The sequence below is a fragment of the Bradyrhizobium sp. genome, assembly GCF_016462955.1.
In the GTDB taxonomy this organism is placed as follows: Bacteria; Pseudomonadota; Alphaproteobacteria; order Rhizobiales; family Xanthobacteraceae; genus Bradyrhizobium.
The window spans coordinates 1964-22770 of record NZ_JAEMSD010000047.1; the positions used below are offsets into that span (position 1 = coordinate 1964).

Genomic DNA, 20807 nt, shown 5'->3' on the forward strand with positions numbered 1-20807 from the left:
ATTTCACGCCGGCCTTCTCGCAGAGACTGGTTGATGCGTTCCGCGGCAGCGGCGGCAAGGCCGACTTTCACGCGCTGCCGGCTATCGGCAGCGAGGGCCACTGGATGATCGAAACCGACGCCGGGGTAAAAGCCGCAAGCAGCGAGCTCGCGCGGTCCCTGAATCCGCCCAAGCCTGTGGCGACCAAGAAGCCATGACGCTGTATTTCCTGGTCAAGTTTCTTCATGTGCTCGGCGCCATCGTCATCCTCGGCACAGGAACCGGCATCGCCTTCTTCATGCTGATGGCGCATCGCACGGCCGACGTGGCGTTCATCGCCCGAACCGCCTCGGTCGTCGTGATTGCGGATGCGATGTTCACGCTGTCGGCTGTGATCCTGCAGCCGATCACGGGGGGGCTGCTGATGGCCCTCTCCGCCACGTCGATCACCGAACACTGGCTGCTCACATCGCTCGCGCTCTATGTCTTTGCAGGCCTGTTCTGGATCCCGGTCGTCTACATGCAGATCGAGATGCGCGATCTCGCACGCAAGGCCGCCGCCCAGCATGGTACGCTCCCACAACGCTATTTCGTCCTGTTCCGCCGATGGTTTGTATTCGGCTTCCCCGGCTTTGGGGCAACCATGCTGATCCTGTGGCTGATGATCGCAAAACCGTTCTGAGAGAAGCGATGAGTGAGCAAACCATCCTGGTGCTCGGCGCCTCCGGCCTGATCGGCCGCTTCCTCACCGATGATCTGCGCGAACGCGGCTTTCGCGTTGTCGGCATAGCACGCAGGCTGTCTGCGGCGCAGAGGATGAGCGCGCTGGACCTGGAGCTGCCGATCCTTTCGCTGGATGCTGCCGCGTTGAAGGGCATCCTCGACGAGCATGCGGTAAACGTCGTCGTGAACTGCCTCGGCGTGCTCCAGGACGGACCGGGCAGCAACACGGGCGCTGTGCATCGCGACTTCGTCGCACGGCTACTTCAGGCGATCAGCCACAGCCGTCGTGCAATCCGGTTGGTGCACATATCGATTCCGGGTACCGCTGAGACCGATCGCACCACGTTCGCCACGACCAAGCGCGAGGCCGAGCACCTGATCGCAGCCAGTGGCATTCCTCATGCGATCCTGCGACCCGGCTTCGTGGTTGCGCCATCGGCCTATGGCGGCAGCGCCATGCTCCGCGCCCTTGCTGCCTTCCCCATCGATTTACCGGCAAGAGAAATGGCAACGCCATTCCAACCGGTGGCGATCGAGGATATCTCCGCGACCATCGCCTGGCTCGCAGCACGCGACATCGACGACGCCTCGCTGACAGCGGTGAGCTGGGACCTTATACAAGCCGGACCGGTTAGCATGGCCGGGGTCATCAAGACATTTCGTGTCGCATTTGGCACCGAAGGATGGCCTCGCATCGGGATGCCGGCTTTCATGCTCGATCTAGGCGCACGTCTCGGGGACCTTGCCAATCGTCTCGGCTGGATGCCGCCGATGCGCTCGACGGCCATCGCCGAACTCCGTCGCGGCGTGGCGGGCGATCCCTCCGCATGGATCGCTGCGACGGGGATCACGCCGAAGAAGCTGACTGATGTGCTCGGGCGCCATCCCGCCACCATCCAGGACAAATGGTTCGCGCGCCTGTTTCTGATCAAGGCCCTGATCTTCGCGAGCCTGGTCGGTTTCTGGCTCTTCTCCGGCTTCATCGCACTGTTCGTGTCCTATCCGGCCGCCGCGGCCATCTTGAGCGCGCATAACTTCCCGCCTGCGCTGGTCGATCCCATCACCATCGGCACCAGCCTGATGGACATGAGCATCGGTCTCCTGATCGCCTTCCGGCGTACCGCTGCCTTTGGGTTGGTTGCGGGCATCGCCGCCTCGCTCGGCTATATGGTGGGCGCGGCGATCCTGACGCCCGACCTGTGGGTCGAGCCGCTCGGCGCGCTGGTGAAGACGGGACCGGCGATCGTGCTGATGGTCGTCGCGCTCCTGATGCTGGACAACCGCTGATGAGCAAATGGCCCGACGACGACGTGATCCTGTTCGACGGCGTCTGCATCTTCTGCTCGCGCTGGGTCCGGTTCGTTGCGAAACGCGACATCGGGAAGAGGTTTCGTTTCACGCCGATCCAGTCGGACTATGGAACGCGGTTGGCAATCGCATTCGGCATCGATCCCGATGATCCCGACACCAACGCGGTGGTTCATGACGGCAAGGTCTTCACAAAGTCGGATGCCGCGTTGACCGTGCTGTCGCTTTTGCCGCGCTGGGGCTGGGTGCGCGCCCTGTTCGCGATCCCGAAGCCGCTGCGGGACGCGGTCTACGGCCTCGTCGCGCGCAACCGCTATCGCATCTTTGGCAGGTACGATGCGTGCTTTGTGCCTGATGCTGATCTGCGGGCGCGGGTGATCGAGTAGCGCGTCATCGCGGGCGCGCCGTGCCCAGGACGACCAAAGCTTCCTTCGCCGCCCGCTCGCCGCTGTCTCTCGCGCCATGGGCGGTCGAGAAGAAATTCGGCGATGTGGCCTCGCCGGCAAAGAACAGCCGGCCGTCGACCGGCGCGGCCAGCACGGCGCGATCACCGGCATGGCCCGGCAGCGCGTGCGAATAGGAGCCGCGGGCGAACGGATCGTGCGCCCAGCGCGATTCGCGCAACGGCCTCAGCTTGCGCCTGATGTCATTGCCGAGGAAGGCGGCGATCTCGTCGATGCTCTGGGCGGCGAAGGCACCCTCGCCCGCATCTTCCAGCTCGCGCGCGAACCGGCCTCCGAAGAAGCCGTCGATGCAGGGCTGGCCGAAGGGACGGATGTGGTAGGTGCCCATCTCCGTGCGCATGGTGGCGCCACGGAGGTTTCCCTCGACCGGAAAGGCTTCGGCGCCGTCGAGCGCCAGCGTCACCTTGTCGTCGACGCCGAGCGGCAGGCCGCGCGCGGCATCGACCTTGACGGGCAGCGCCGGAGAGAAGCGGATGGCCTCGTCGGCGATCAGATTGGTCGGCACGGTGACGATCACGGCCTCGGCCTCGACCGTTCCGCGCGACGTCTCGAGGCGGATGCGCTTGCCGGAATGGTCGATCAGCGTGACGTTGCAGTTCAGTGCGACCGGGCACGGCGCGCCATAGGCGGCGATCAGCGTCCCGTAACCGGCGCGCACGCGCCAATTGAAATAGGTGTCCTCGTAGGCCTCCATGTCGAGGAGCGAGACTTGGTCGAGCTCGCACCCGTTCACGTAGGTCGAGATCGCGTCGATCATCGGATTCCAGCGATTGCCCGGCTCGAGATAGAAGGAGGCAGGTGCATCCTCACCCTGCTCCGCCGCCTCCCAGATGCGCTCGTAGAATTCGTCGATGGCCTGCACGAACGCCTTGCGCTCGGCTTCCGGAAACGCATCGCCAAAGGCGCGGTCGCCCCAGGGCGGCAGGTCCGTGTTGATCTCGAAACCGAGCCGCTTGGCGATTGCGACGAAAGAATTCTTGTCGGCCGAGTGAAGCCAGCCGCAGCCGACATCGAATGTCACCTCAGGCGAGGCCTGCACCGTCCATGCGCGGCCGCCGAGGCGATCGCGCGCTTCAAGCACGATGGCGGAGAGTCCTGTGTCCTTCAGCGCATGCGCAGCGCCCAGCCCGGCCGCGCCGGCTCCGATGATCGCGACATCGACGAAGGAAGGAAGGGAACTCATGGTCCGGCTCTAGCACGTTCCCCGCAGGGGCTAAAGCTGCCCACGCGATCGTGTTCCTATCCGGTCCGGGACTAAGTTCGTCGGGAGGCACAGCACCCTTGCGCTGGTGCCACCTGTTTTGGCGATTACGATAGAAATGGTGGGCACGCTGCGCTTTGCCCACCCTACGCTACAGTGCTGGATGCCCCGGTCGAGCCGGGGCATGACAGTGAGTGAGAGCGGCGGCTTACGCCACCGCTTCCTTGGCCTTTTCGGCGCGCTTGCGCTCGTTCGGGTCGAGGTGCTTCTTGCGCAGGCGGATCGACTTCGGGGTGACCTCGACCAGCTCGTCGTCCTCGATATAGGCGAGCGCCTTCTCCAGCGTCATGCGGATCGGCGGGGTCAGGCGCACGGCTTCGTCCTTCGAGGTCGTGCGGATGTTGGTCAGCTGCTTGCCCTTGAGCACGTTGATTTCGAGATCGTTGTCGCGGGTGTGCTCGCCGACGATCATGCCCTTGTAGACCTTCCAGCCCGGCTCGATCATCATCGGGCCGCGGTCTTCCAGCTTGAACATGGCGTAGGCCACCGCTTCGCCCTGATCGTTCGAGATCAGCACGCCGTTGCGGCGGCCCTGGATCTCGCCCTTGTACGGGGCATAGCCGTGGAACAGGCGGTTCATGATCGCCGTGCCGCGGGTGTCGGTGAGGAGTTCGCCCTGGTAGCCGATCAGGCCGCGGGTGGGCGCGTAGAACACCAGGCGCTGGCGGTTGCCGCCGGAGGGCTTCATCTCGATCAGCTCGGACTTGCGCTCGCTCATCTTCTGCACGACCACGCCGGAGTGCTCCTCGTCGACGTCGATCACGACCTCCTCGATCGGCTCCATCGTGGCTCCGGTGGCCTCGTCCTTCTGGTAGACGACGCGCGGACGCGACACCGAGAGCTCGAAGCCTTCACGGCGCATGGTCTCGATCAGGATCGCGAGCTGCAATTCGCCGCGGCCCGAGACTTCCATCGCGTCCTTGTCGGCGGCCTCGACCACGCGCAGCGCGACATTGCCTTCCGCCTCGCGCAGCAGGCGGTCGCGGATCATGCGGCTCGTCACCTTGTCGCCTTCGGTGCCGGCGAGCGGGGAGTTGTTCACGATGAACGACATCGACACTGTCGGCGGATCGATCGGCTGCGCCGGCAGCGGCACCTCGACGGTCGGATCGCAGAATGTGTCGGCGACGGTCCCCTTGGTCAGGCCGGCAATGGCAACGATGTCGCCGGCTTCGGCTTCATCGAGCGGCGTGCGCTCGAGGCCACGGAACGCCAGGATCTTGGTGATGCGTCCGGACTCGACCAGCTTGCCCTCGGCGTTCAGCACCTTGACCTGCTGGTTCGGCTTCAGCACGCCCGACGAGATACGGCCGGTGATGATGCGGCCGAGATAGGGGTTGGCCTCCAGGATGGTGCCGATCATCCGGAACGGACCTTCCTCGACCTTGGGCGCCGCGACGTGGCGCAGGATCAGGTCGAACAGCGGCTCCATGCCCTTGTCCTTCGGACCTTCCGGGCTCTCGGCCATCCAGCCCTGCTTGGCCGACCCGTAGAGGATCGGGAAGTCGAGCTGCTCGTCGGTGGCGTCGAGGGCGGCGAACAGGTCGAACACCTCGTTGATGACTTCGGTCGGGCGCGCGTCGGGACGGTCGACCTTGTTGATGACGACGATCGGCTTGAGACCGACCTTGAGCGCCTTGGAGACCACGAACTTGGTCTGCGGCAGCGGGCCTTCGGCGGCGTCGACCAGCACCAGGGCGCCGTCCACCATGTTGAGGATGCGCTCGACCTCGCCGCCGAAATCGGCGTGGCCGGGCGTGTCGACGATGTTGATGCGGGTGTCCTTCCACTGCACCGAGGCGGCCTTGGCCAAGATGGTGATGCCGCGCTCGCGCTCCAGGTCGTTGGAGTCCATGGCGCGATCCGTCAGCTTCTGGTTTTCGCGGAACGTGCCGGACTGCTGGAGGAGCTTGTCGACCAGGGTTGTCTTGCCGTGGTCGACGTGGGCGATGATGGCAACGTTACGAAGATTCATGAGTGAGCTTCTTTGCGGTCGAACAATGGGTTAAGCGCGATCTCGCCGGTCGGACCGGGACCTCTTCTCGAAACAACGCTGGAAGACTGGAAACGGGGCGCTTTCCGCCCAAAAAGGAAGCCCGGCCATATCAGACCGGGCGCCCTGCGCGTTGCGGCGCAATATATGCAAAAACGGCCAAAAAACAATGTGTTCTTTGGCCGTTGGTTGACTGAATTTTATCCGGGAGTTTCCGGAGGTTAGGCGGAAAGCCGGACTTAGCTGCGGCGGCCCTTGATGGCCGCCCAGATCAGGGCGACGCCCCCGATGCCCACGACGATCCCCAGAAAAACCAGCGGAGCGATATCGCCGGCAATCTTGCCGTCCTCGACCACCGACATGCCGCCGAACAGCAGTGCGCAGAGACCCGGCAGCAACATGAAGATGCCGAAGATCGCCATCAGCGCGGTCAGGCACCCGCCGCGCTTGTCCGTCGGGGCGGGAGGCGGCGCGGCCGGTGGCGCCGGCGGCGGTGTGTCGCTGATGCTCATGCCTGAAGGACTCCCTCGCGCGCCGGCGCGGCCAGCCCGGCGCGGATGCCGTCGATCTGTCCGTTGCGATAAAAGAGATTGTAGGTGTCGAACGGAATGATCGCGCCCTGCTCCGTCACGAAATGGATGCAGCTGCGCTTGACGTTGCCGACGCAGAAATTGAAGCGGTCGAGGAACTGCACGATGGTGACGCGGAAGACGTTCTCGTAAGTGAGGCCCTGCGGCACCTCGAAGCTCGGCAGGCAGCACAGCAGTTCGCAGACGCGCTCGGAGGTGTTGAGCGGGCCCGACGACAGCGAGAACAGATCGACGACTTTCTCCCGCAACACCGGATATTTCTCCGGGCTGATCGTGTTGGGCATCACCGCAACGAGTTGCTCCTGCGGGATCAGTGAGGTCAGCGGCAGCACCTTCTCACCGTTGCGCAGGCCATAGCCGATCGAGATGCTCTCGGGATTGCAGGGCAGCGGGATCATGTCCTTGTCGCCGAACACGCCGGTCTCGACGACGCGGTTGCGGATCTCCGACAGCATGATGCGGTCGGTGGTCTTGTCGAAATTCTCGTTGCGGCCGGCGTCCTGCACCGGCTGCAGCGTGACGCCGCGCACACATGTCCAGGTCAGCGCGTGACGCACGATATCGCCGATCTCGGCGTCGTTGACGCCGCGCTTGATGGTCGCGACCAGCGTTGTCGACACGCCATAATGCTCGAGATTTTCCAGCGCCTGCTGGCGGATTTTTCGCAAATCCGCGCCGCGCAGATCGATCAGGGCGTCGCGCTGGAGCGAGTCGAACTGGAGATAGACCTCCAGCCCGCGCCTGGTCTCGGCAAGCCGCGCCACGAAATCCTTCTCACGCGCGATGCGAAGGCCGTTGGTGTTGATCATGACATGTCGGATCGGCCGCGCGCGCACGGCGTCCAGGATCGCGAAGAAATCCGGATGCAACGTCGGCTCGCCGCCGGATATCTGCACGAGATCGGGCTCGCCTTCGCTCGCCACCAGCGCGTCGAGCATCTTCTCCACCGTTGCGAGGGGCGTGAATTTCGTTCGTGCCGGGGAGGATTCGGCGAAGCAGACCGGACAGGTGAGATTGCAGTGCTCGGTGATCTCGATCAGCGCGAGGCAAGAATGCTGCTCGTGGTCGGGACAGAGGCCACAATCATAGGGGCACCCGAATTCCGTGCGCCGCTGGAATTGCAGCGGCCGGTCGCCCGGCTTGATGAAGTCCTTGCACAGGCGCCAATAGGCGGCATCCGTCGAGACGAGCGTCGACTGCACGCCATGCTCCCCGCAGCGCTTTTCGTACCAGACCTCGTTGTCCTGGATCTGGATCTTGGTCGGCACCAGCTTGAGGCAGGTTTCGCAGAGGGATTGTGTCTGACCCCAGAAGATATAGGGACGCGACTTACGCAACGGCGCGTTCATGCAGGGATCTCGCTTTGGACGCCGTCGCCAGCATGAATGCGGCATAGAGCAGGATGGACAGCGACAGCAGGTGAAACAGGGTGAGCGGGCCGATTAGCGTGGCGTACGGCTTGAGGAATTCCCACAGGAAGCGTTGAGCTCCGTAATAGGCGAGCACCAGGTAGAAACCATTGGTGATCGCAAAGGCGTTCCGGTTCAACACCGCCACGACATAAGCGAGCGCGAACAGGGCCATGGCCGCGCTCTCGTAAAGCTGCACGGGATGGCGGCGAACGCCGTCGCCGAAATCATGGCCCACGGGCAACGCCGTCGGCGTACCATAGGTGAAGTCGTCGAGACCTGCGAAATAGCAGCCGATCCGGCCGATCGCGATGCCCACGGCCAGCGGCAGGGCGAACCGTGCCCCCGTGCGCAAGGAGATGCCGGCGGACCATTTGTAGAGTTCGATCGCCAAGATGCCGCCGGCCAGCGCGCCCTCGACCGATCGCGCAATGCCGCTTTGGCCCGACAGCCACAGATTGGCCGAGCCAAACAGATAGGCGCCGCTACCGGCCCCGAACACTAGCGCGGCGATGTAGGGCAGTTCGAAGGATTGCGAGGGAAACCGCAGGCCCCGTCGCGACAGCCAGAAGATGGCAGCAGCAGCCGCCAGCCACGCCAAGACGTCGAAGAGGGTATGAAGCAAAGCCCCGCTCATCAGGGGGAGAGCATAGCACGGTTACGTTCAGGAAAGCGCGATGCCTATACCTCGTTCTCCCGCAAGGGGAGAAGAAAGAGCAGACTGCGCCTTATCCCGCCTCCCGCTCCTCGGCCGGGTAGACGCCGCGCAGCACCTCCTCGAAATGCAGCTTCACGGCGTCGTTGCACAGGCAGGCGCGCAGCTTGAGACCGTCGCGGTTGCGGACCAGGATCGATCCGCGCCGCGTGTCGAGCACGCCTTCAGCCTTGAACGACTGGAGCACGCGGCTGGCATAGCTGCGGCCGACCCCGAGCAATGTTGCGAGCTGTTCGTGGGTCAGCGGCACGCTGCTCTCGTCGCCGGTGCGCTCCATCGCCGCCAGGATCCATTTGGCGGTGCGCTGTTCGATCGAGTGAATGGCATTGCACGCCGTCGACTGGAAGATCTGGGCCAGCATGCAATCGGCGTAGCGGGCGAAGATATTGCGCAGCGAAGATGATCGCAGCTTGGCCGCTTCGAGCTTGGCGACATGAATGCGCGCAAACGGCCCACCGAACTTCACGCAGATGCGGGTATAGGCCGGCAGAAATCCCTCGCTGACGATGCCGCCGACCGCGCCCTCGCGGCCGACCAGAATGGTCTCGACGTCGCGGCCGTCCTCGTTGGGGACGAGGAATGTCGCGAGCGACGGCCCGCAGGGGAAGTGGACGACCTGCACGTCATCGCCGGGATTGTAGAGCAAATGGCCCGCTGCCCCGTCCTCGACGGTTACGTACGGCGCCAGCAGGGCGTAGTCGGCCTGGCTCAGACGCCTCAGCAGATTGTTGGCCGGCCGGCTCTCGACCTCGGTGACCTTGCCGATTCGCACATCCATTCTGAACCCCCGTCCTTCCTCCCACATTAGCGAGTTCCATCCGCCCCCTGTGTGCACAAGTGGACAGACCCAGGAACGTTCCTGTGGTGAGTTTCGTTCCAGGAACCCTCCGATGCGCGCTAGGCGCTGGTATCGGGGTCCGGCGCCCCAATACGAAACCCCTAGCAAAGATGCGATCATGGCACCCGCTCATTCCAATGGCGCGCCGGAAGACGTTCTCATCGTCGAGGACGACCCGATCATCGCCATCGATTTCGAGGACCGCCTCCTCGGATTCGGGGTTGCCGGTGTGCGCACCGTCGGGTCGGTGACGAAGGCACTGGAAGCCATCGCGAAGCGCACGCCCGACTTCGCGCTGCTCGATGTCGAGTTGATCCGCGAGACAAGCTTTGCGATCGCCGAACGGCTGGTCGCGCTGAAGGTGCCGTTCGTGTTCGTCACCGGCTACGGCGCCGAGGCGCGCATTCCGCCCGCATTGGCCGGCCAACCCCGGTTGCAGAAGCCGTGTTCCAGCGACGCGCTGGAAGCAGCGCTCCAGGCACGGGGTGCCGCTTAACGATCAGCCGTGGCTCGGATCGAGCGTGATCGACCACAGCGCGACGTCGGCACGGTCGCGCAGGGTCACCGTCATCCGGCCGGACGCGCCATCGATCTTGACGTGACCGAAGAACTGCATGCCCGCCGAGGGCGGCAGGTTCTGGCTGTCCTTGCCGGGCGCCTTGACGAAGCGCACCTCGGGGCCAAAGGTGTTGTCGAGCGTGTTCGGGCCGAACGTGCCGGCGTGCAAGGGCCCTGAGACGAATTCCCAGAACGGCTCGAACTCCTGGAATTGCGCCTTGTTCGGATCGTAATAATGCGCAGCGGCGTAGTGCACGTCCGCGGTCAGCCACACGGTGTTGCGGACCGGCGCAATCTTGATGAAGCGCAGGATGTCGGCGATCTCGAACTCGCGTCCGCGCACCGGGCCGTCGCCTTGCGCGACGGCCTCCGAACCGCCCTTTGGCGTGTCCGAGACGATCAGGCTGATCGGCATATCTGAGGCGATCACCTTCCATGTCGCGCGCGAGTTCAACAGGCCGCGCTTGAGCCAGGCGATCTGGTCCGGGCCGAGGAAATGGCTGGCAGGGCCGTAAGCGGTTTCGAGATTGGCGCCGTTCGCCCCGCGATAGCTGCGCTCGTCCAGTACGAATACGTCGAGATGCGGGCCGTAGGAGATCTGGCGATAGACGCGGCCGGGCTCGTTGATGCTCTCCCGCATCGGATACATCTCGTGAAAGGCGCGGGCGCCGCGCGCGGCGAGCAGCGCGACATCGCGCACCTTGTAGGCGGCCGGCAGCTCCTTCGACGGCGACCAGTTGTTGGTGACTTCGTGGTCGTCCCACTGCACGAAGATCGGTACCTCCGCATTGAAGGCGCGGAGGTTGTCGTCGGTGAGATTGTATTTATGCGCGGCGCGAAACTCGTCCAGCGTCTCGGCGACCTTGGCCTTCTCGGGAATGGTCAGGTTCTTCCAGACCTTGCCGTCGGCGAGCTTCACCTCGGATTGGATCGGACCGTCGGCATAGATGGTGTCGCCGGAGTGCAGGAAGAAATCCGGCCGGTGCTTGCGCATCGCCGCGAAGGTGACCATGCCGCCGTCGTCGGGGTTGATGCCCCAGCCTTGCCCTGCGACGTCGCCGCCCCATACGAAGCTGACGTCGCGGCGGTCGGCCGGCGCGGTGCGGAAGCGGCCGGTCACAGCTTCGCCTTGGATCGCGCTGTGCGAGAGATCGCGGAAGCGGATCCGGTAGAAGATGTCCTGGCCGGCCGGAAGATTGTCGACCAGCATCTTCGCGGTGAAGTCGCTCTCGGGCAGCGCCGCGACCGGCGGCAGCGCGCGGGCGTCTCTGAAGGATTCGGTCGTCGCCACTTCGACCAGCATCTGTGCGGGCCGGTCGGTCCGCGCCCACACCACGCCGCCGCTGGCCGTAACGTCGCCCGACTGCACGCCATGCGTGACCGCCGGCCGGTCGGCCGCGCGCGACAGGTAGGGCATCGCGATCGTGCCGAGCGCGCCGGCGCCGGCGGCGAGGAAGCGGCGGCGGGAGAACGTGATGTGCATGAGTGGCTCTGACTCCGAGCTTACGGGAGAGGCGGTCATTCCGGGGCGCGCGTAGCGCGAGCTGTGGTGCGCAATTGCGCACCTGAGAATCCGTGTCTCCTCGTGAATGCGGCGCGATGGATTCCGGGTTCGCGCTACGCGCGCCCCGGAATGACGAGGAGGCTATATTGAGACAATGTGACGCAGCGATAACGTGCGCGGGCGCTCACGCGGTGCCGGCGGCCCGGAATTGCGCGCTGGCGCGCTGCAGGTTCGGCGGCAGGCTGAACAGCACGGCCTTGCGGTCGGCGACGGCGGCGTGGAACTGGTCGAGTGCGATGTTGAAGGCGGTGAGCGCGGCTTCCTCGATCGCGCCGTGATCGAAGCAGCGCAGCGTGTCGCGCAGGATCTCGTCGGCCTCGGTCTGCATCTGGTCGAGCTCTTCGGTCGTCTCGCATTTGCGTGCCGCGGCGATCATGTCGAGCAGGCGTTCGCGCTGGTGATTGCTGTTGTCGCGCTCGTCCTTTTTCAGATAGCCCGCGAACCAGGCGCCGATCGAGCCCATGGCGGACAGCGCCATCAGGCTCCACCAGATGTAATCGCTGTATTTGTCGAGGAAGGTCTTCTCCTCGCCGTCGACGAAGGCGGCCGCACCCGGGTGCACCGGGATCACCGCATCCTTGTCGGTGTCGGGCGTTTCGATCTTGGCCGCCAGCGGGAATTCCGCCACCAGTTGCTGGCGCACGGCGAACAGCTGACGCGTGAACGCTGCGATTTCGGCCTCGGCGACGCCTTTGCGCGCCACGATGTGGTGCGCGAAGCTGATGGTCTTGATTTCCTCCTCGGGCCGGGCAGGCGAGCCGCCATAGGCGCCGGCGGGAATCTCGGACGCTTCGTAGATCGGATGGTTCTGCGCGATCGCATCCGCCGAATCGATCGCAATGAAGCTGGGCGCGCCGAAATCCTTGGTGGTTGCGGCGATCGCATCCGCCGTGATCTTGCTGTTGACCGGGCCGGCCGCGAGATAGACGTCGGCCTTCTGGCCCTTGATCGCCTCGGCAACTTCGTTGGCCGGAAATTGCACGATCTCGACCTTGGCGGGGTCGACACCGTATTGCTGCAGAATCACCTTGAGCAGATTGACGTTGGCCTGGGTGCGGCCGACCACGCCGACGCGATGACCGGCGAGCTGAGCGATCCTGGTGATCTTCGCGCCCTTCTTCCTGCCTTTGGCGGGCACGGACCACAGCACCACGACGTTCTTGCGCAGGGTCGCGACCGCCTGTGCGTTCTTCGGCACGTCGAGATCACCGCGAACGATGGCGAGATCGACCTTGCCTTCCGCGAGCGCAGTGGCGCTGGCAGTCGCGCCGTCGGTCTGGATCGGGCGCAGCCGCACGTAGCTCTTGTGTTGCGCAAAGCCTTGCGTCAGCGCCTGCACGACCTTGACGTCGTCGCTGTTGGCGGGGCCGACCGCGATTCTGAGCGTCACGGGACGCATCGCGAAGTAATAGCTGGCGGCGACCACGCCGACGATCGCAAGCAGGAACGCCAGAGACACGAGCGCCGTCTTCCGCGCCGCGGATCGCGGCGAAGGCGGAGGGGGCGCTTCGGCCAGGTCCAGTCCCCCGGTCATCGATCTCCCAAACAGGCGCTTCAGGCTCAGTTTCATCTTGGCCGGCGATTTACGCGTGCAATTGTAGCAAATTTCTTGTGCGGCGGGATTACATCTCCGTCATGGTTAGCGGATGACCGAAATCCCGTATGAACCCGGGTCGTAGGCGAGGTGTTAGGGTAAAGTTCCCCTGAACGAGGGAGAGGACCATGGCAGAACGGCTGACGGCTGAGGCGCGCGAGGAGGCGCTGGGCGGACTATCGGGCTGGACCGAGGTTCAGGGCCGCGACGCTATCGGGAAAACCTTTGTCTTCAGGGATTTCAACGAGGCGTTCGGCTTCATGACCCGGATCGCACTGGTCGCCGAGAAGATGGATCACCATCCGGAATGGCGCAACGTCTACAAGACGGTGGAGGTGGTGCTGTCCACCCACGATTCCGGCGGCGTCACCACGCTCGACATCGATCTGGCCAAGGCGATGAACGCCATCGCGACGTGACACGGGCGAGACGTGACACGGGCGACCTGACACGAGACGGACATCTTGCAGCACGAGGCCTCATCCCCATCTTGTGATCAAGAGGAGATGCGGCGGTGCGCCGCTGCGGACGAACGGGAGTTTTGAGCATGGCTGCCGAGCACAGCGTCGGCTTCGAGCCGGCCGATCGGCTCGCGGAGGATCGCGAGAGCGTACGCCGCCGCTTCTGGCGCAAGCTGAAGCGCGTCGCCGCGCGCCTGCCGTTCACGGAAGACCTGCTCGCCGCGTACTACTGCGCATTCGACCGGCAGACGCCGCGCCACGTCCAGGCCTCGCTGCTCGGGGCCATCGCCTATTTCGTCCTGCCGTTCGACTTCGTCGCCGACGTGATGCCGGTGCTGGGTTTCGCCGACGACGCCGCCGTGCTCGCGACCGCCATCCGCATGGTCGCCGGCCACATCACGAACGAACATCGCGAGGCCGCCCGCGCCGCGCTGAAGCGCGGCGTGGATGAGGCCGCCGGCAAAGCAGAAGTCGCGTAGCCAACTCGACCTCAGCCACCTGCATCAGCTCTCACGGATGCAGGATCACCTTGCCCATGGCCTGGCGTCCCGCCAGCACCTTCAACGCGTCCGCCGTCTGCGCCAGCGGGAAGGTGCGGTCGACATGCGACGAGATCTTGCCTTCCGCGGTCCACTTCACGAGCTTCTCGAGATTGGCGCGGTTCTTCTCCGGATTCTGCCTCGTCCATGCGCCCCAGAACACGCCGCGAATGTCGCAGCCCTTCAAGAGCGCTAGGTTCAGCGGCATCTTCGGAATGTCGCCGGCGGCAAAGCCGATCACAAGGAAGCGGCCCTCCCAGGCGATCGAGCGCAGCGCCTGTTCGGCATAGGCACCGCCCACGGGATCGAAGATGATGTCGACGCCCTTGCCGCCGGTGAGCTTGCGCAAGCCTTCCTTCAGGTCTTCCTTGGCGTAGTTCAGCGTCAGCTCGGCGCCATGCGCCTTGGCGAATTCCAGCTTCTCCTCGGACGAGGCGCAGGCGATCACCTTCAGGCCCATCAGCTTGCCGAGTTCGCAAGCCGCAAGGCCGGTGCCGCCGGCCGCGCCCAGCACCGCGAGCGTCTCGCCCGGCTTGGGGCTGGCGCGGTCCTCCAGCGCATGCAGCGCGGTGCCGTAGATGATGATGATGCCGGCCGCACGGTCGTAATCCAGATTGTCGGGAATCTTCACGATCGAGGCCGCCGGCAGCGCGATCTTCTCGCGCGCGCCGTTGTGACCGCAGGAAGCGACCACGCGATCACCGACCTTCAGATCGGTTACGCCGGCGCCGACGCTCTCGATCACGCCCGCGACTTCCGCGGCCGGCGAGAACGGGAACGGCGGCTTGATCTGGTACTTGCCCTGGATCATCAGGATGTCGAAGAAGTTCAGCGCCGCCGCCTTGATCGCAATCACGGCTTCGCCGGGACCCGCCACCGGATCCGGCACCTCGGTGAGCACGAGATCGTCGGGCTGGCAATATTGCGAGCAGAGGATGGCTTTCATGGCGGCACCTTCTTGAGAAGTAACTGAGCGTTTCGAGTGGAATTATAGTTGGGTCCGGTTTTGCCGGATTTAGCTCGGTCGGACAATCCGGATTCTTTGCCTGAGCAGCGCCACGGCCTATCCTCCCATCAGTGGGAGCGCAGCGAAGCAGGCCAGACTATTTCCGCCTCACGGACTCCGGATTGCCTCGCTGCGCGCGCAACGACGAAGTCTCTGGCAATAGCGAGGATTCAAACGATGTTTGAAACGAGCCTGCTCGCGCACAAGCGCATTCTCGTCACCGGCGGCGGCTCCGGCCTCGGCGCCGCGATGGGCCGACGTTTTCTCGCGCTCGGCGCCGAGCTCGTGATCTGCGGCCGCACGCGCGACCGGCTGGAAGCGACCGCGAGCGAGATGCGCGAGCAAATCGGCGGCAAGGTCACCACCATCGCCTGCGACATTCGCGATGGCGCCGCGGTCGACGGCATGATGGAGACGATCTGGCGCGATGCGCCGCTCGACGTCCTCGTCAACAATGCTGCGGCCACCTTCATTGCACAGACCGAGCACCTCTCCTTCCGCGCCGCCGATGCGATCCTCGCGCCCACGCTGCATGGCGCGATGTATTGCACGCTCGCCGCCGGCCGGCGCTGGATCGAAGGCAGGCACCGCGGCGTCGTGTTGTCGATTCTCTCGACCTCGACGATCACCGGCCGCGCCTTCACCGTCCCGTCGGCGATGGCGAAGTCGGCGCTGCTGGCGATGACCAAGAGCCTTGCGGTGGAATGGGGGCCGAAGGGCATCCGCACCGTCGCGATCGCACCGGGCCCGTTCCCGACGGCGGGCGCAACGGGCCAGCTCCGCCCCGAAGGCCGCGACGACAGCTGGACCGCGCGCAATCCGCTCGGGCGCACCGGGGAGCACGGCGAGCTTGCCGATCTCGCCAGCTTCCTGGTCTCGGACCGCGCCGGCTACATCAATGGCGAGATGGTGACGATCGACGGAGGTGCGCATTTGCGCAGTTCCGGCGCCGAGGATTTGCTCGGATGGACCGAGGCGCAATGGGCCGAGCAACGCGCCGCGCGATCCAGGGCCTAGCCGCTATCGATTCCGCTAACTGCCTTCCCAAATTGGACTTTCCCGGCTATCCCTGCCCGTGGACAAAGCGCGGCCGAGCCATCTTCCAGTCACAATATTGAGGGAACCACTCCAGCATGTGGCGGGTGCTGATTTTAGCTTTGATGACTGGCGTCATGGCCGGGGGAATCGCCGATTCCGCGCGGGCGCAGACGGCGCAACCGGCGCCCAAGGCTGCTGCAAAAGAGTCTGCACCAAAGGCTGCGGCACCGGCCAATACGACTGCCAAGGCGGCTGCAAAGCCCGAGAGCAAACCGGCAGCCCCGCCCGCTGCGGTTGCGGGCGGCGCGGAGCCGACCCTGATCGGGCAGTTCGGCACCTGGGGCGCCTATTCGGCCACGCCGAACGGCAAGAAGGTCTGCTTCGCGCTGGCAAAGCCCTCGGCGTCGAAGACCAATCCGCCGAATCGGCCGCGAGACCCCGCCTATGCCTTCGTCTCCAGCCGGCCGGCCGAGAAGGTCAACAACGAGGTCTCGGTGATGATCGGCTACGCGCTGAAGCCGGGCTCGGAATCCGTCGTCGAGGTCGGCGGCGCGTCCTATGCCATGTACACGCAGGGCGACGGCCTCTGGATCAAGAACGCGGCCGAGGAGGAGCGGATGGTCGAAGCCATGCGCAAATCCGCCGATCTCGTGGTCAAGGGCGTGTCGGCCAAGGGCACGGAGACGACCGACACCTTCTCGCTGAAGGGCCTCGCCCAGGCACTCGACAAGATCGCGCAGGACTGCCGACGGTAAGAGTGTCGGCGTTAAGACTGCGGGCGATAAGGTCGCAATCGGCGGTTCCGGTTGCTATATAGGGGCCGTTCCAGATTTCCTCCGTCATTCCGGGGCGATGCGCAGCATCGAACCCGGAATCTCGAGGTTCCGGGTTCAGCTCTTCGCGCTGCCCCGGAACGACCAAGCCATTAGGTCCATTCAATGCAACCGACGACCGAGCCGCACAACGCAACCCTGGTGGAGAAAACTCCGCTCGAAACCTATGTGCCGCCGGCGAAGCCGTCGCTGATCGGTCTGTCGCGCACCGAGCTTGCCGATCGTCTCGGCGAGATCGGCGTTGCCCCGGCCCAGCGCAAGATGCGCGTTCAGCAGCTCTGGCACTGGATCTACTTCCGCGGCGCCCAGAGCTTTGACGAGATGACCTCGATCTCCAAGGGCATTCGCGCCGACCTGGCCCAGCATTTCACCGTGGACCGCCCCGAAGTCGTGGCCGAGCAGATCTCCAACGACGGCACCCGCAAATGGCTGCTGCGGCTGCCGAGCGGCGACAGCGTCCAGAAGGCGCATGAAGTCGAGTGCGTCTACATTCCCGAGACCGATCGCGGCACGCTGTGCGTCTCCTCGCAGGTCGGCTGCACGCTCAACTGCTCCTTCTGTCATACAGGCACGCAGAGGCTGGTGCGCAACCTCACCGCCGGCGAGATCGTCGGCCAGATCATGGTTGCGCGCGATCGTCTCAACGACTGGGCCGACCGCGAGGACGGCACGCGCCGCGTCACCAACATCGTGATGATGGGCATGGGCGAGCCGCTCTACAATTTCGACGCGGTGCGCGATGCGCTCCTGATCGTCGGCGACAACGAAGGCATCGGCATCTCCCGCCGCCGCATCACGCTGTCGACCTCGGGCGTGGTGCCGAACATCGCGCGCACCGGCGACGAAATCGGCGTCATGCTGGCGATTTCGCTGCATGCGGTGCGTGACGAACTGCGCAACGAACTGGTGCCGCTGAACAAGAAGTATCCGATCAAGGAACTGCTGGACGCCTGCCGCGCCTATCCCGGCTCGTCGAACTCGCGCCGGATCACGTTCGAGTATGTGATGCTGAAGGGCGTCAACGATTCGCTGGATGACGCCAAGCTGCTGGTGAAACTGCTCAAGGGCATCCCGGCCAAGATCAATCTCATTCCGTTCAATCCGTGGCCCGGCACCAAGTACGAATGCTCGGACTGGGAGCAGATCGAAAAATTCTCCGAGTATGTTTTCAACGCGGGCTATTCGTCGCCGGTGCGCACCCCGCGCGGCCGCGACATCCTCGCCGCCTGCGGACAGCTCAAGTCCGAGACCGAGAAATTGTCCGCACGCGAACGTCAGGCGCTGCGCGCCATGGCAATGACGGATTGAATGTCGTGAGAGCGTACAGGCTTGGCCGTATTCTTCTGGCCTATGTCTGCGCATTATTCGCCGCGTCTCTTGCGATCGCTATTTTTCATGTTGTCATGATCATGCTTGTTGAGCCGAAGACCAGTTCGAAAGTGCTTCTGTTCATTTTGCCAGCGACGCTTGGTCTCACTCCGTTCGTGTTGCTCTTTACCATTATCCCCGGCCTGATTGTTGCGATAAGCGCGGAGCTTGCAGGATTGCGCTCTTCGGTGGCTTACATATCAATTGGCGTTGGTGTAGCTTTGTTATGCTTAGGAGTTGTTGTCGGTTGGGATGTAATCAATTTGTTGATCTATCCAGCCTCAGGAGCAGTAGCAGGTTATGTTTACTGGTTGGTTGCAGGCCGTAACTCCGTTCCATACGGTTATTGATCGCTCCCCATGGCAGTGATCGGACGTCTGTTCGCAATTTTCTTCGGATTTCTCGCTGCGTGTTTCGTGGCGGGCGCGGTGGTGATCTACGCGATCTTCTTTCCGGAGATGAGCGACGTATCGCTCGATTTCGATCAGGGCGCGATCAATCTCATTCTCGGATTCGGCTTCATCCTTGTCAGCGGATTTGCGCTGATGCCGGCCCTGATCATGGCGCTGGTCACCGAAGCGTTTTCGATCCGGCACATTCTTGCCTACGCTGTCGCAGGCGGCCTCGCGGGCCTGTGCTGCTATCTTGCCTTCATCCCGTTCGACACCGTGAACATGACCTTCAACGGCATCATCCGCCGGCATCTCGAAGTGATGGTCGGCGCGGGGATTCTCGGCGGCGTGATCTACTGGATGATCGCTGGCCGCAATGCCGGTGCGTGGCGCACGTCGCCGCCGGCTCCGCCACCGTTGCCGCCCCTGCCGCGTTAAGCCGGATTCGTTCGTCATTGCGAGGAGCGCAGCGACGAAGCAATCCAATCTTACTGATACCGAAGCTGGATTGCTTCGCCTCGCTCGCAATGACGGGAATTATTTCTTCGCCCAGCGCAGCGCCTGCTCGAGGCGATCGTTGCCCCAGAACAGTTCACCGTCCTGCGTGGTGAATGTCGGCGCACCGAAGAACTCGCGCCTCTGGGCTTCCGCCGTCAGCTCGCGCAGCTCCGTCTTGATCTCGTCGGCCTGCGCGCTGGCGAAGGTCGCATCCACCGGCACTTTGATTTTTGTCAGGATGTCGGCGATCACGGTTGGCTCAGAGATGACGCGGTTCTCGGCGTATTCGGCGTGAAACACCGCGCGGCTGAAATCCTCGCCCCACGTGTCTTTCAATCCCACCAGTGCGACGCGGCTCGCCAGCACCGCCGATTGCGGAAATACACTCGGCCACTGAAAGCCGACGCCGATCTCCTCCGCGCTGCGCTTCACGTCGCGGATCATGTGCTTGCCGCGCAACGGAAACAGATTGAACGGGGAATCCGTCATGCCTTGAGTCGCGAAAATCGGCCCGAGCAGAAACGGCCGCCACCGCACCTGAACACCTGCGGCATCGGCCAGCGGCGCAATGCGTGTCGCGGACAGGAACGAATAGACCGAGGCGAAATCGAACCAGAAATCCAGAACGGGCTTGGGCATGGTCCTGGGAGGCTCCCGCTTTGAAGGCATGTTTTTGCAGTGCTGTTTTAAAGCTTAACACGGATCGGGGGAGGCCGCCGGAATGCGGCGTGTGGCCACTTTTATTCCCCTGCCGGCTCGGCTAAACCCCCCGCCATGAACCGGACCGGACTCTACATCGCGCTCGCGATCTCGGTGGTTTTCGGATTGCTGTTCGGCCTCTATCCCGAACTCGATCTGAAAGTTGCCGCATTCTTCTACGACGCGACGACCAAAAGCTTTCCGCTGAAATCCAGCACGTGGGCCGCGATCGCCCGCGACGGCGCGATGTGGATTGCGTGGGGTCTGGTGATGCCCGCGCTAGTGTCGCTGGTCGTCAAGCTGATCCGTCCGGTGAAGCCGCTGATGATCTCCGGCCGCGCCATGGTGTTTCTGATCGTGACGATGTTGCTCTCGGCGATCGTGCTGTCGAACATCGTGTTCAAGGGCTACTGGGGCCGTCCGCGTCCGGTGGTGGTGACGGAGTTCAACGGGCCGCTTGAATTCAAGGCGTGGTGGGACCCGCGCGGCGCATGCCCGAAGAACTGTTCGTTCTTCTCCGGCGAGGGCGCGACTGCATTCTGGACCTATGCGCCCGCCGCGTTGACGCCGCCGCAGTGGCGTCCGCTGGCCTATGTCGCGGCCACTGCGTTCGGTGTGTTCACCGGCGGTCTTCGCATGTCCTTCGGCGGCCACTTTCTGACCGACGTGCTGTTCTCCGGCACGGTGTCGTTCATCGTGATCTGGCTGGCTTATGCCTTCATCTACCGCTGGCCGTCGACGCGGCTGACCGACTACGGCATCGACGCGTGGCTGACGCGCTTCGCATGGCCGGGCTATCGCTGGCGGCAGAAGCGCCTCGGCCGCGACGTCGGCGAGACCCCGCGCATCAGGCCGGGTGCGGAGACCGCTGCGGACGGCGGAGCGCCTGTTCTGCGGCCCTCGCGGAGCGTCAGAGGCCGGTCAGCGCGTGATGCTCCCGGAGTGTCATTGCCGGGCTTGACCCGGCAATCCATCTT

General features: G+C 64.2%; 21 protein-coding genes and 2 pseudogenes. 13 read left to right on the forward strand and 10 right to left on the reverse strand.

Translation table 11 applies throughout. The annotated features are described in order from the left end of the window. The 4 genes and pseudogenes from JHD07_RS07965 to JHD07_RS07980 form a co-directional block, all read left to right on the forward strand. Positions 1 to 197: pseudogene (locus tag JHD07_RS07965) on the forward strand (peptidase); the annotation flags it as partial. Next, positions 194 to 661: a DUF2269 domain-containing protein gene (locus JHD07_RS07970; protein WP_291620750.1), complete on the forward strand. Its 468-nt coding sequence runs from the start codon at positions 194 to 196 to the stop codon at positions 659 to 661. The pseudogene JHD07_RS07965 and the gene JHD07_RS07970, both read left to right, overlap by 4 nt. Positions 662 to 669: 8 nt before the next feature. After that, the gene (locus JHD07_RS07975; RefSeq protein ID WP_291620752.1) at positions 670 to 1989 is read left to right on the forward strand and encodes an SDR family oxidoreductase; all 1320 of its coding nucleotides are present in this window, start codon (positions 670 to 672) and stop codon (positions 1987 to 1989) included. Next, positions 1989 to 2396 carry a thiol-disulfide oxidoreductase DCC family protein gene (locus JHD07_RS07980; RefSeq protein ID WP_291620754.1) on the forward strand — a complete coding sequence of 136 codons (408 nt, stop codon included), beginning with the start codon at positions 1989 to 1991 and terminating at the stop codon, positions 2394 to 2396. Before JHD07_RS07975 ends, JHD07_RS07980 begins: the two co-directional genes overlap by 1 nt. A 4-nt stretch (positions 2397 to 2400) precedes the next feature. Here JHD07_RS07980 and JHD07_RS07985 read toward each other — a convergent pair whose 3' ends face one another. The 6 genes from JHD07_RS07985 to JHD07_RS08010 all read right to left on the reverse strand — a co-directional run bounded on the left by JHD07_RS07985 (position 2401) and on the right by JHD07_RS08010 (position 9220). Beyond that, entirely contained in the window at positions 2401 to 3657 is a 1257-nt protein-coding gene (locus JHD07_RS07985; protein ID WP_291620757.1) for an NAD(P)/FAD-dependent oxidoreductase, read from the reverse strand. Positions 3658 to 3883: 226 nt separating this feature from the next. Beyond that, positions 3884 to 5710 (reverse strand): translational GTPase TypA, encoded by a 1827-nt coding sequence (gene typA, locus JHD07_RS07990; protein ID WP_291620759.1) that lies wholly within the window; start codon positions 5708 to 5710, stop codon positions 3884 to 3886. A 257-nt stretch (positions 5711 to 5967) separates the two neighbouring features. Further along, positions 5968 to 6240: a hypothetical protein gene (locus JHD07_RS07995; RefSeq protein ID WP_291620761.1), complete on the reverse strand. Its 273-nt coding sequence runs from the start codon at positions 6238 to 6240 to the stop codon at positions 5968 to 5970. Then, a complete protein-coding gene (locus tag JHD07_RS08000) occupies positions 6237 to 7667 on the reverse strand; it encodes a radical SAM protein (protein WP_291620763.1) in 1431 nt (476 codons plus the stop codon). Before JHD07_RS08000 ends, JHD07_RS07995 begins: the two co-directional genes overlap by 4 nt. Beyond that, positions 7648 to 8364 carry a prolipoprotein diacylglyceryl transferase family protein gene (locus JHD07_RS08005; RefSeq protein ID WP_291620766.1) on the reverse strand — a complete coding sequence of 239 codons (717 nt, stop codon included), beginning with the start codon at positions 8362 to 8364 and terminating at the stop codon, positions 7648 to 7650. Before JHD07_RS08005 ends, JHD07_RS08000 begins: the two co-directional genes overlap by 20 nt. A gap of 91 nt (positions 8365 to 8455) precedes the next feature. Then, positions 8456 to 9220, reverse strand: coding sequence for a Crp/Fnr family transcriptional regulator (locus JHD07_RS08010; RefSeq protein ID WP_291620768.1), 765 nt, complete (start codon positions 9218 to 9220; stop codon positions 8456 to 8458). Positions 9221 to 9398: 178 nt separating this feature from the next. Between JHD07_RS08010 and JHD07_RS08015 the strand changes: the two genes are divergently transcribed. After that, positions 9399 to 9776 (forward strand): response regulator, encoded by a 378-nt coding sequence (locus tag JHD07_RS08015; RefSeq protein WP_291620770.1) that lies wholly within the window; start codon positions 9399 to 9401, stop codon positions 9774 to 9776. Between the two features lie 3 nt (positions 9777 to 9779). Here the strand turns inward: JHD07_RS08015 and JHD07_RS08020 are convergent, their stop codons facing one another. Further along, positions 9780 to 11321, reverse strand: coding sequence for an alkaline phosphatase D family protein (locus JHD07_RS08020; protein ID WP_291620772.1), 1542 nt, complete (start codon positions 11319 to 11321; stop codon positions 9780 to 9782). 205 nt (positions 11322 to 11526) lie between these two features. Beyond that, positions 11527 to 12972 (reverse strand): TAXI family TRAP transporter solute-binding subunit, encoded by a 1446-nt coding sequence (locus JHD07_RS08025; protein WP_291620775.1) that lies wholly within the window; start codon positions 12970 to 12972, stop codon positions 11527 to 11529. A 152-nt stretch (positions 12973 to 13124) separates the two neighbouring features. Between JHD07_RS08025 and JHD07_RS08030 the strand changes: the two genes are divergently transcribed. Together JHD07_RS08030 and JHD07_RS08035 are read left to right on the forward strand one after the other, a co-directional pair. After that, positions 13125 to 13415 (forward strand): 4a-hydroxytetrahydrobiopterin dehydratase, encoded by a 291-nt coding sequence (locus tag JHD07_RS08030; protein WP_291620777.1) that lies wholly within the window; start codon positions 13125 to 13127, stop codon positions 13413 to 13415. A 128-nt stretch (positions 13416 to 13543) separates the two neighbouring features. Continuing rightward, the gene (locus tag JHD07_RS08035) at positions 13544 to 13936 is read left to right on the forward strand and encodes a YkvA family protein (protein WP_291620779.1); all 393 of its coding nucleotides are present in this window, start codon (positions 13544 to 13546) and stop codon (positions 13934 to 13936) included. A 31-nt stretch (positions 13937 to 13967) separates the two neighbouring features. On the opposite strand, the gene JHD07_RS08040 is transcribed toward JHD07_RS08035, so the two are convergent. Continuing rightward, positions 13968 to 14942 (reverse strand): NADPH:quinone oxidoreductase family protein, encoded by a 975-nt coding sequence (locus JHD07_RS08040; protein ID WP_291620780.1) that lies wholly within the window; start codon positions 14940 to 14942, stop codon positions 13968 to 13970. A 237-nt stretch (positions 14943 to 15179) separates the two neighbouring features. Between JHD07_RS08040 and JHD07_RS08045 the strand changes: the two genes are divergently transcribed. The 5 genes from JHD07_RS08045 (at position 15180) to JHD07_RS08065 (ending at position 19071) form a co-directional block, all read left to right on the forward strand. Then, a complete protein-coding gene (locus JHD07_RS08045; protein ID WP_291620782.1) occupies positions 15180 to 16019 on the forward strand; it encodes an SDR family oxidoreductase in 840 nt (279 codons plus the stop codon). 116 nt (positions 16020 to 16135) lie between these two features. After that, positions 16136 to 16795: an invasion associated locus B family protein gene (locus JHD07_RS08050; protein ID WP_291620784.1), complete on the forward strand. Its 660-nt coding sequence runs from the start codon at positions 16136 to 16138 to the stop codon at positions 16793 to 16795. A gap of 183 nt (positions 16796 to 16978) precedes the next feature. Further along, positions 16979 to 18181, forward strand: a complete 1203-nt coding sequence (gene rlmN / locus JHD07_RS08055) for a 23S rRNA (adenine(2503)-C(2))-methyltransferase RlmN (protein ID WP_291620787.1) — start codon at positions 16979 to 16981, stop codon at positions 18179 to 18181. A gap of 5 nt (positions 18182 to 18186) precedes the next feature. Further along, on the forward strand, positions 18187 to 18591 hold the full coding sequence (locus JHD07_RS08060) for a hypothetical protein (protein WP_291620789.1): 405 nt from the start codon (positions 18187 to 18189) through the stop codon (positions 18589 to 18591). A gap of 9 nt (positions 18592 to 18600) precedes the next feature. Beyond that, a complete protein-coding gene (locus JHD07_RS08065; protein ID WP_006023432.1) occupies positions 18601 to 19071 on the forward strand; it encodes a hypothetical protein in 471 nt (156 codons plus the stop codon). 99 nt (positions 19072 to 19170) lie between these two features. On the opposite strand, the gene JHD07_RS08070 is transcribed toward JHD07_RS08065, so the two are convergent. After that, the gene (locus tag JHD07_RS08070) at positions 19171 to 19770 is read right to left on the reverse strand and encodes a 2-hydroxychromene-2-carboxylate isomerase (RefSeq protein ID WP_006023433.1); all 600 of its coding nucleotides are present in this window, start codon (positions 19768 to 19770) and stop codon (positions 19171 to 19173) included. A gap of 135 nt (positions 19771 to 19905) precedes the next feature. Here JHD07_RS08070 and JHD07_RS08075 point away from each other — a divergent pair. Continuing rightward, positions 19906 to 20655, forward strand: a pseudogene (locus JHD07_RS08075) (phosphatase PAP2 family protein); the annotation flags it as partial. Positions 20656 to 20807 lie beyond the last annotated feature (152 nt).

Coding starts and splice junctions, on each gene's coding strand:
- JHD07_RS08025 (WP_291620775.1), bottom strand. CDS start 12,972: ATGAAACTGAGCCTGAAGCGCCTGTTTGGGAGATCGATGACCGGGGGA.
- JHD07_RS07975 (WP_291620752.1), top strand. CDS start 670: ATGAGTGAGCAAACCATCCTGGTGCTCGGCGCCTCCGGCCTGATCGGC.
- JHD07_RS08020 (WP_291620772.1), bottom strand. CDS start 11,321: ATGCACATCACGTTCTCCCGCCGCCGCTTCCTCGCCGCCGGCGCCGGC.
- JHD07_RS08010 (WP_291620768.1), bottom strand. CDS start 9,220: ATGGATGTGCGAATCGGCAAGGTCACCGAGGTCGAGAGCCGGCCGGCC.
- JHD07_RS07970 (WP_291620750.1), top strand. CDS start 194: ATGACGCTGTATTTCCTGGTCAAGTTTCTTCATGTGCTCGGCGCCATC.
- JHD07_RS08035 (WP_291620779.1), top strand. CDS start 13,544: ATGGCTGCCGAGCACAGCGTCGGCTTCGAGCCGGCCGATCGGCTCGCG.
- JHD07_RS07980 (WP_291620754.1), top strand. CDS start 1,989: ATGAGCAAATGGCCCGACGACGACGTGATCCTGTTCGACGGCGTCTGC.
- JHD07_RS08065 (WP_006023432.1), top strand. CDS start 18,601: ATGGCAGTGATCGGACGTCTGTTCGCAATTTTCTTCGGATTTCTCGCT.
- JHD07_RS08015 (WP_291620770.1), top strand. CDS start 9,399: ATGGCACCCGCTCATTCCAATGGCGCGCCGGAAGACGTTCTCATCGTC.
- JHD07_RS08005 (WP_291620766.1), bottom strand. CDS start 8,364: ATGAGCGGGGCTTTGCTTCATACCCTCTTCGACGTCTTGGCGTGGCTG.
- JHD07_RS07985 (WP_291620757.1), bottom strand. CDS start 3,657: ATGAGTTCCCTTCCTTCCTTCGTCGATGTCGCGATCATCGGAGCCGGC.
- JHD07_RS08045 (WP_291620782.1), top strand. CDS start 15,180: ATGTTTGAAACGAGCCTGCTCGCGCACAAGCGCATTCTCGTCACCGGC.
- JHD07_RS08070 (WP_006023433.1), bottom strand. CDS start 19,770: ATGCCCAAGCCCGTTCTGGATTTCTGGTTCGATTTCGCCTCGGTCTAT.
- JHD07_RS07995 (WP_291620761.1), bottom strand. CDS start 6,240: ATGAGCATCAGCGACACACCGCCGCCGGCGCCACCGGCCGCGCCGCCT.
- typA (WP_291620759.1), bottom strand. CDS start 5,710: ATGAATCTTCGTAACGTTGCCATCATCGCCCACGTCGACCACGGCAAG.
- JHD07_RS08030 (WP_291620777.1), top strand. CDS start 13,125: ATGGCAGAACGGCTGACGGCTGAGGCGCGCGAGGAGGCGCTGGGCGGA.
- rlmN (WP_291620787.1), top strand. CDS start 16,979: ATGCAACCGACGACCGAGCCGCACAACGCAACCCTGGTGGAGAAAACT.
- JHD07_RS08040 (WP_291620780.1), bottom strand. CDS start 14,942: ATGAAAGCCATCCTCTGCTCGCAATATTGCCAGCCCGACGATCTCGTG.
- JHD07_RS08050 (WP_291620784.1), top strand. CDS start 16,136: ATGTGGCGGGTGCTGATTTTAGCTTTGATGACTGGCGTCATGGCCGGG.
- JHD07_RS08000 (WP_291620763.1), bottom strand. CDS start 7,667: ATGAACGCGCCGTTGCGTAAGTCGCGTCCCTATATCTTCTGGGGTCAG.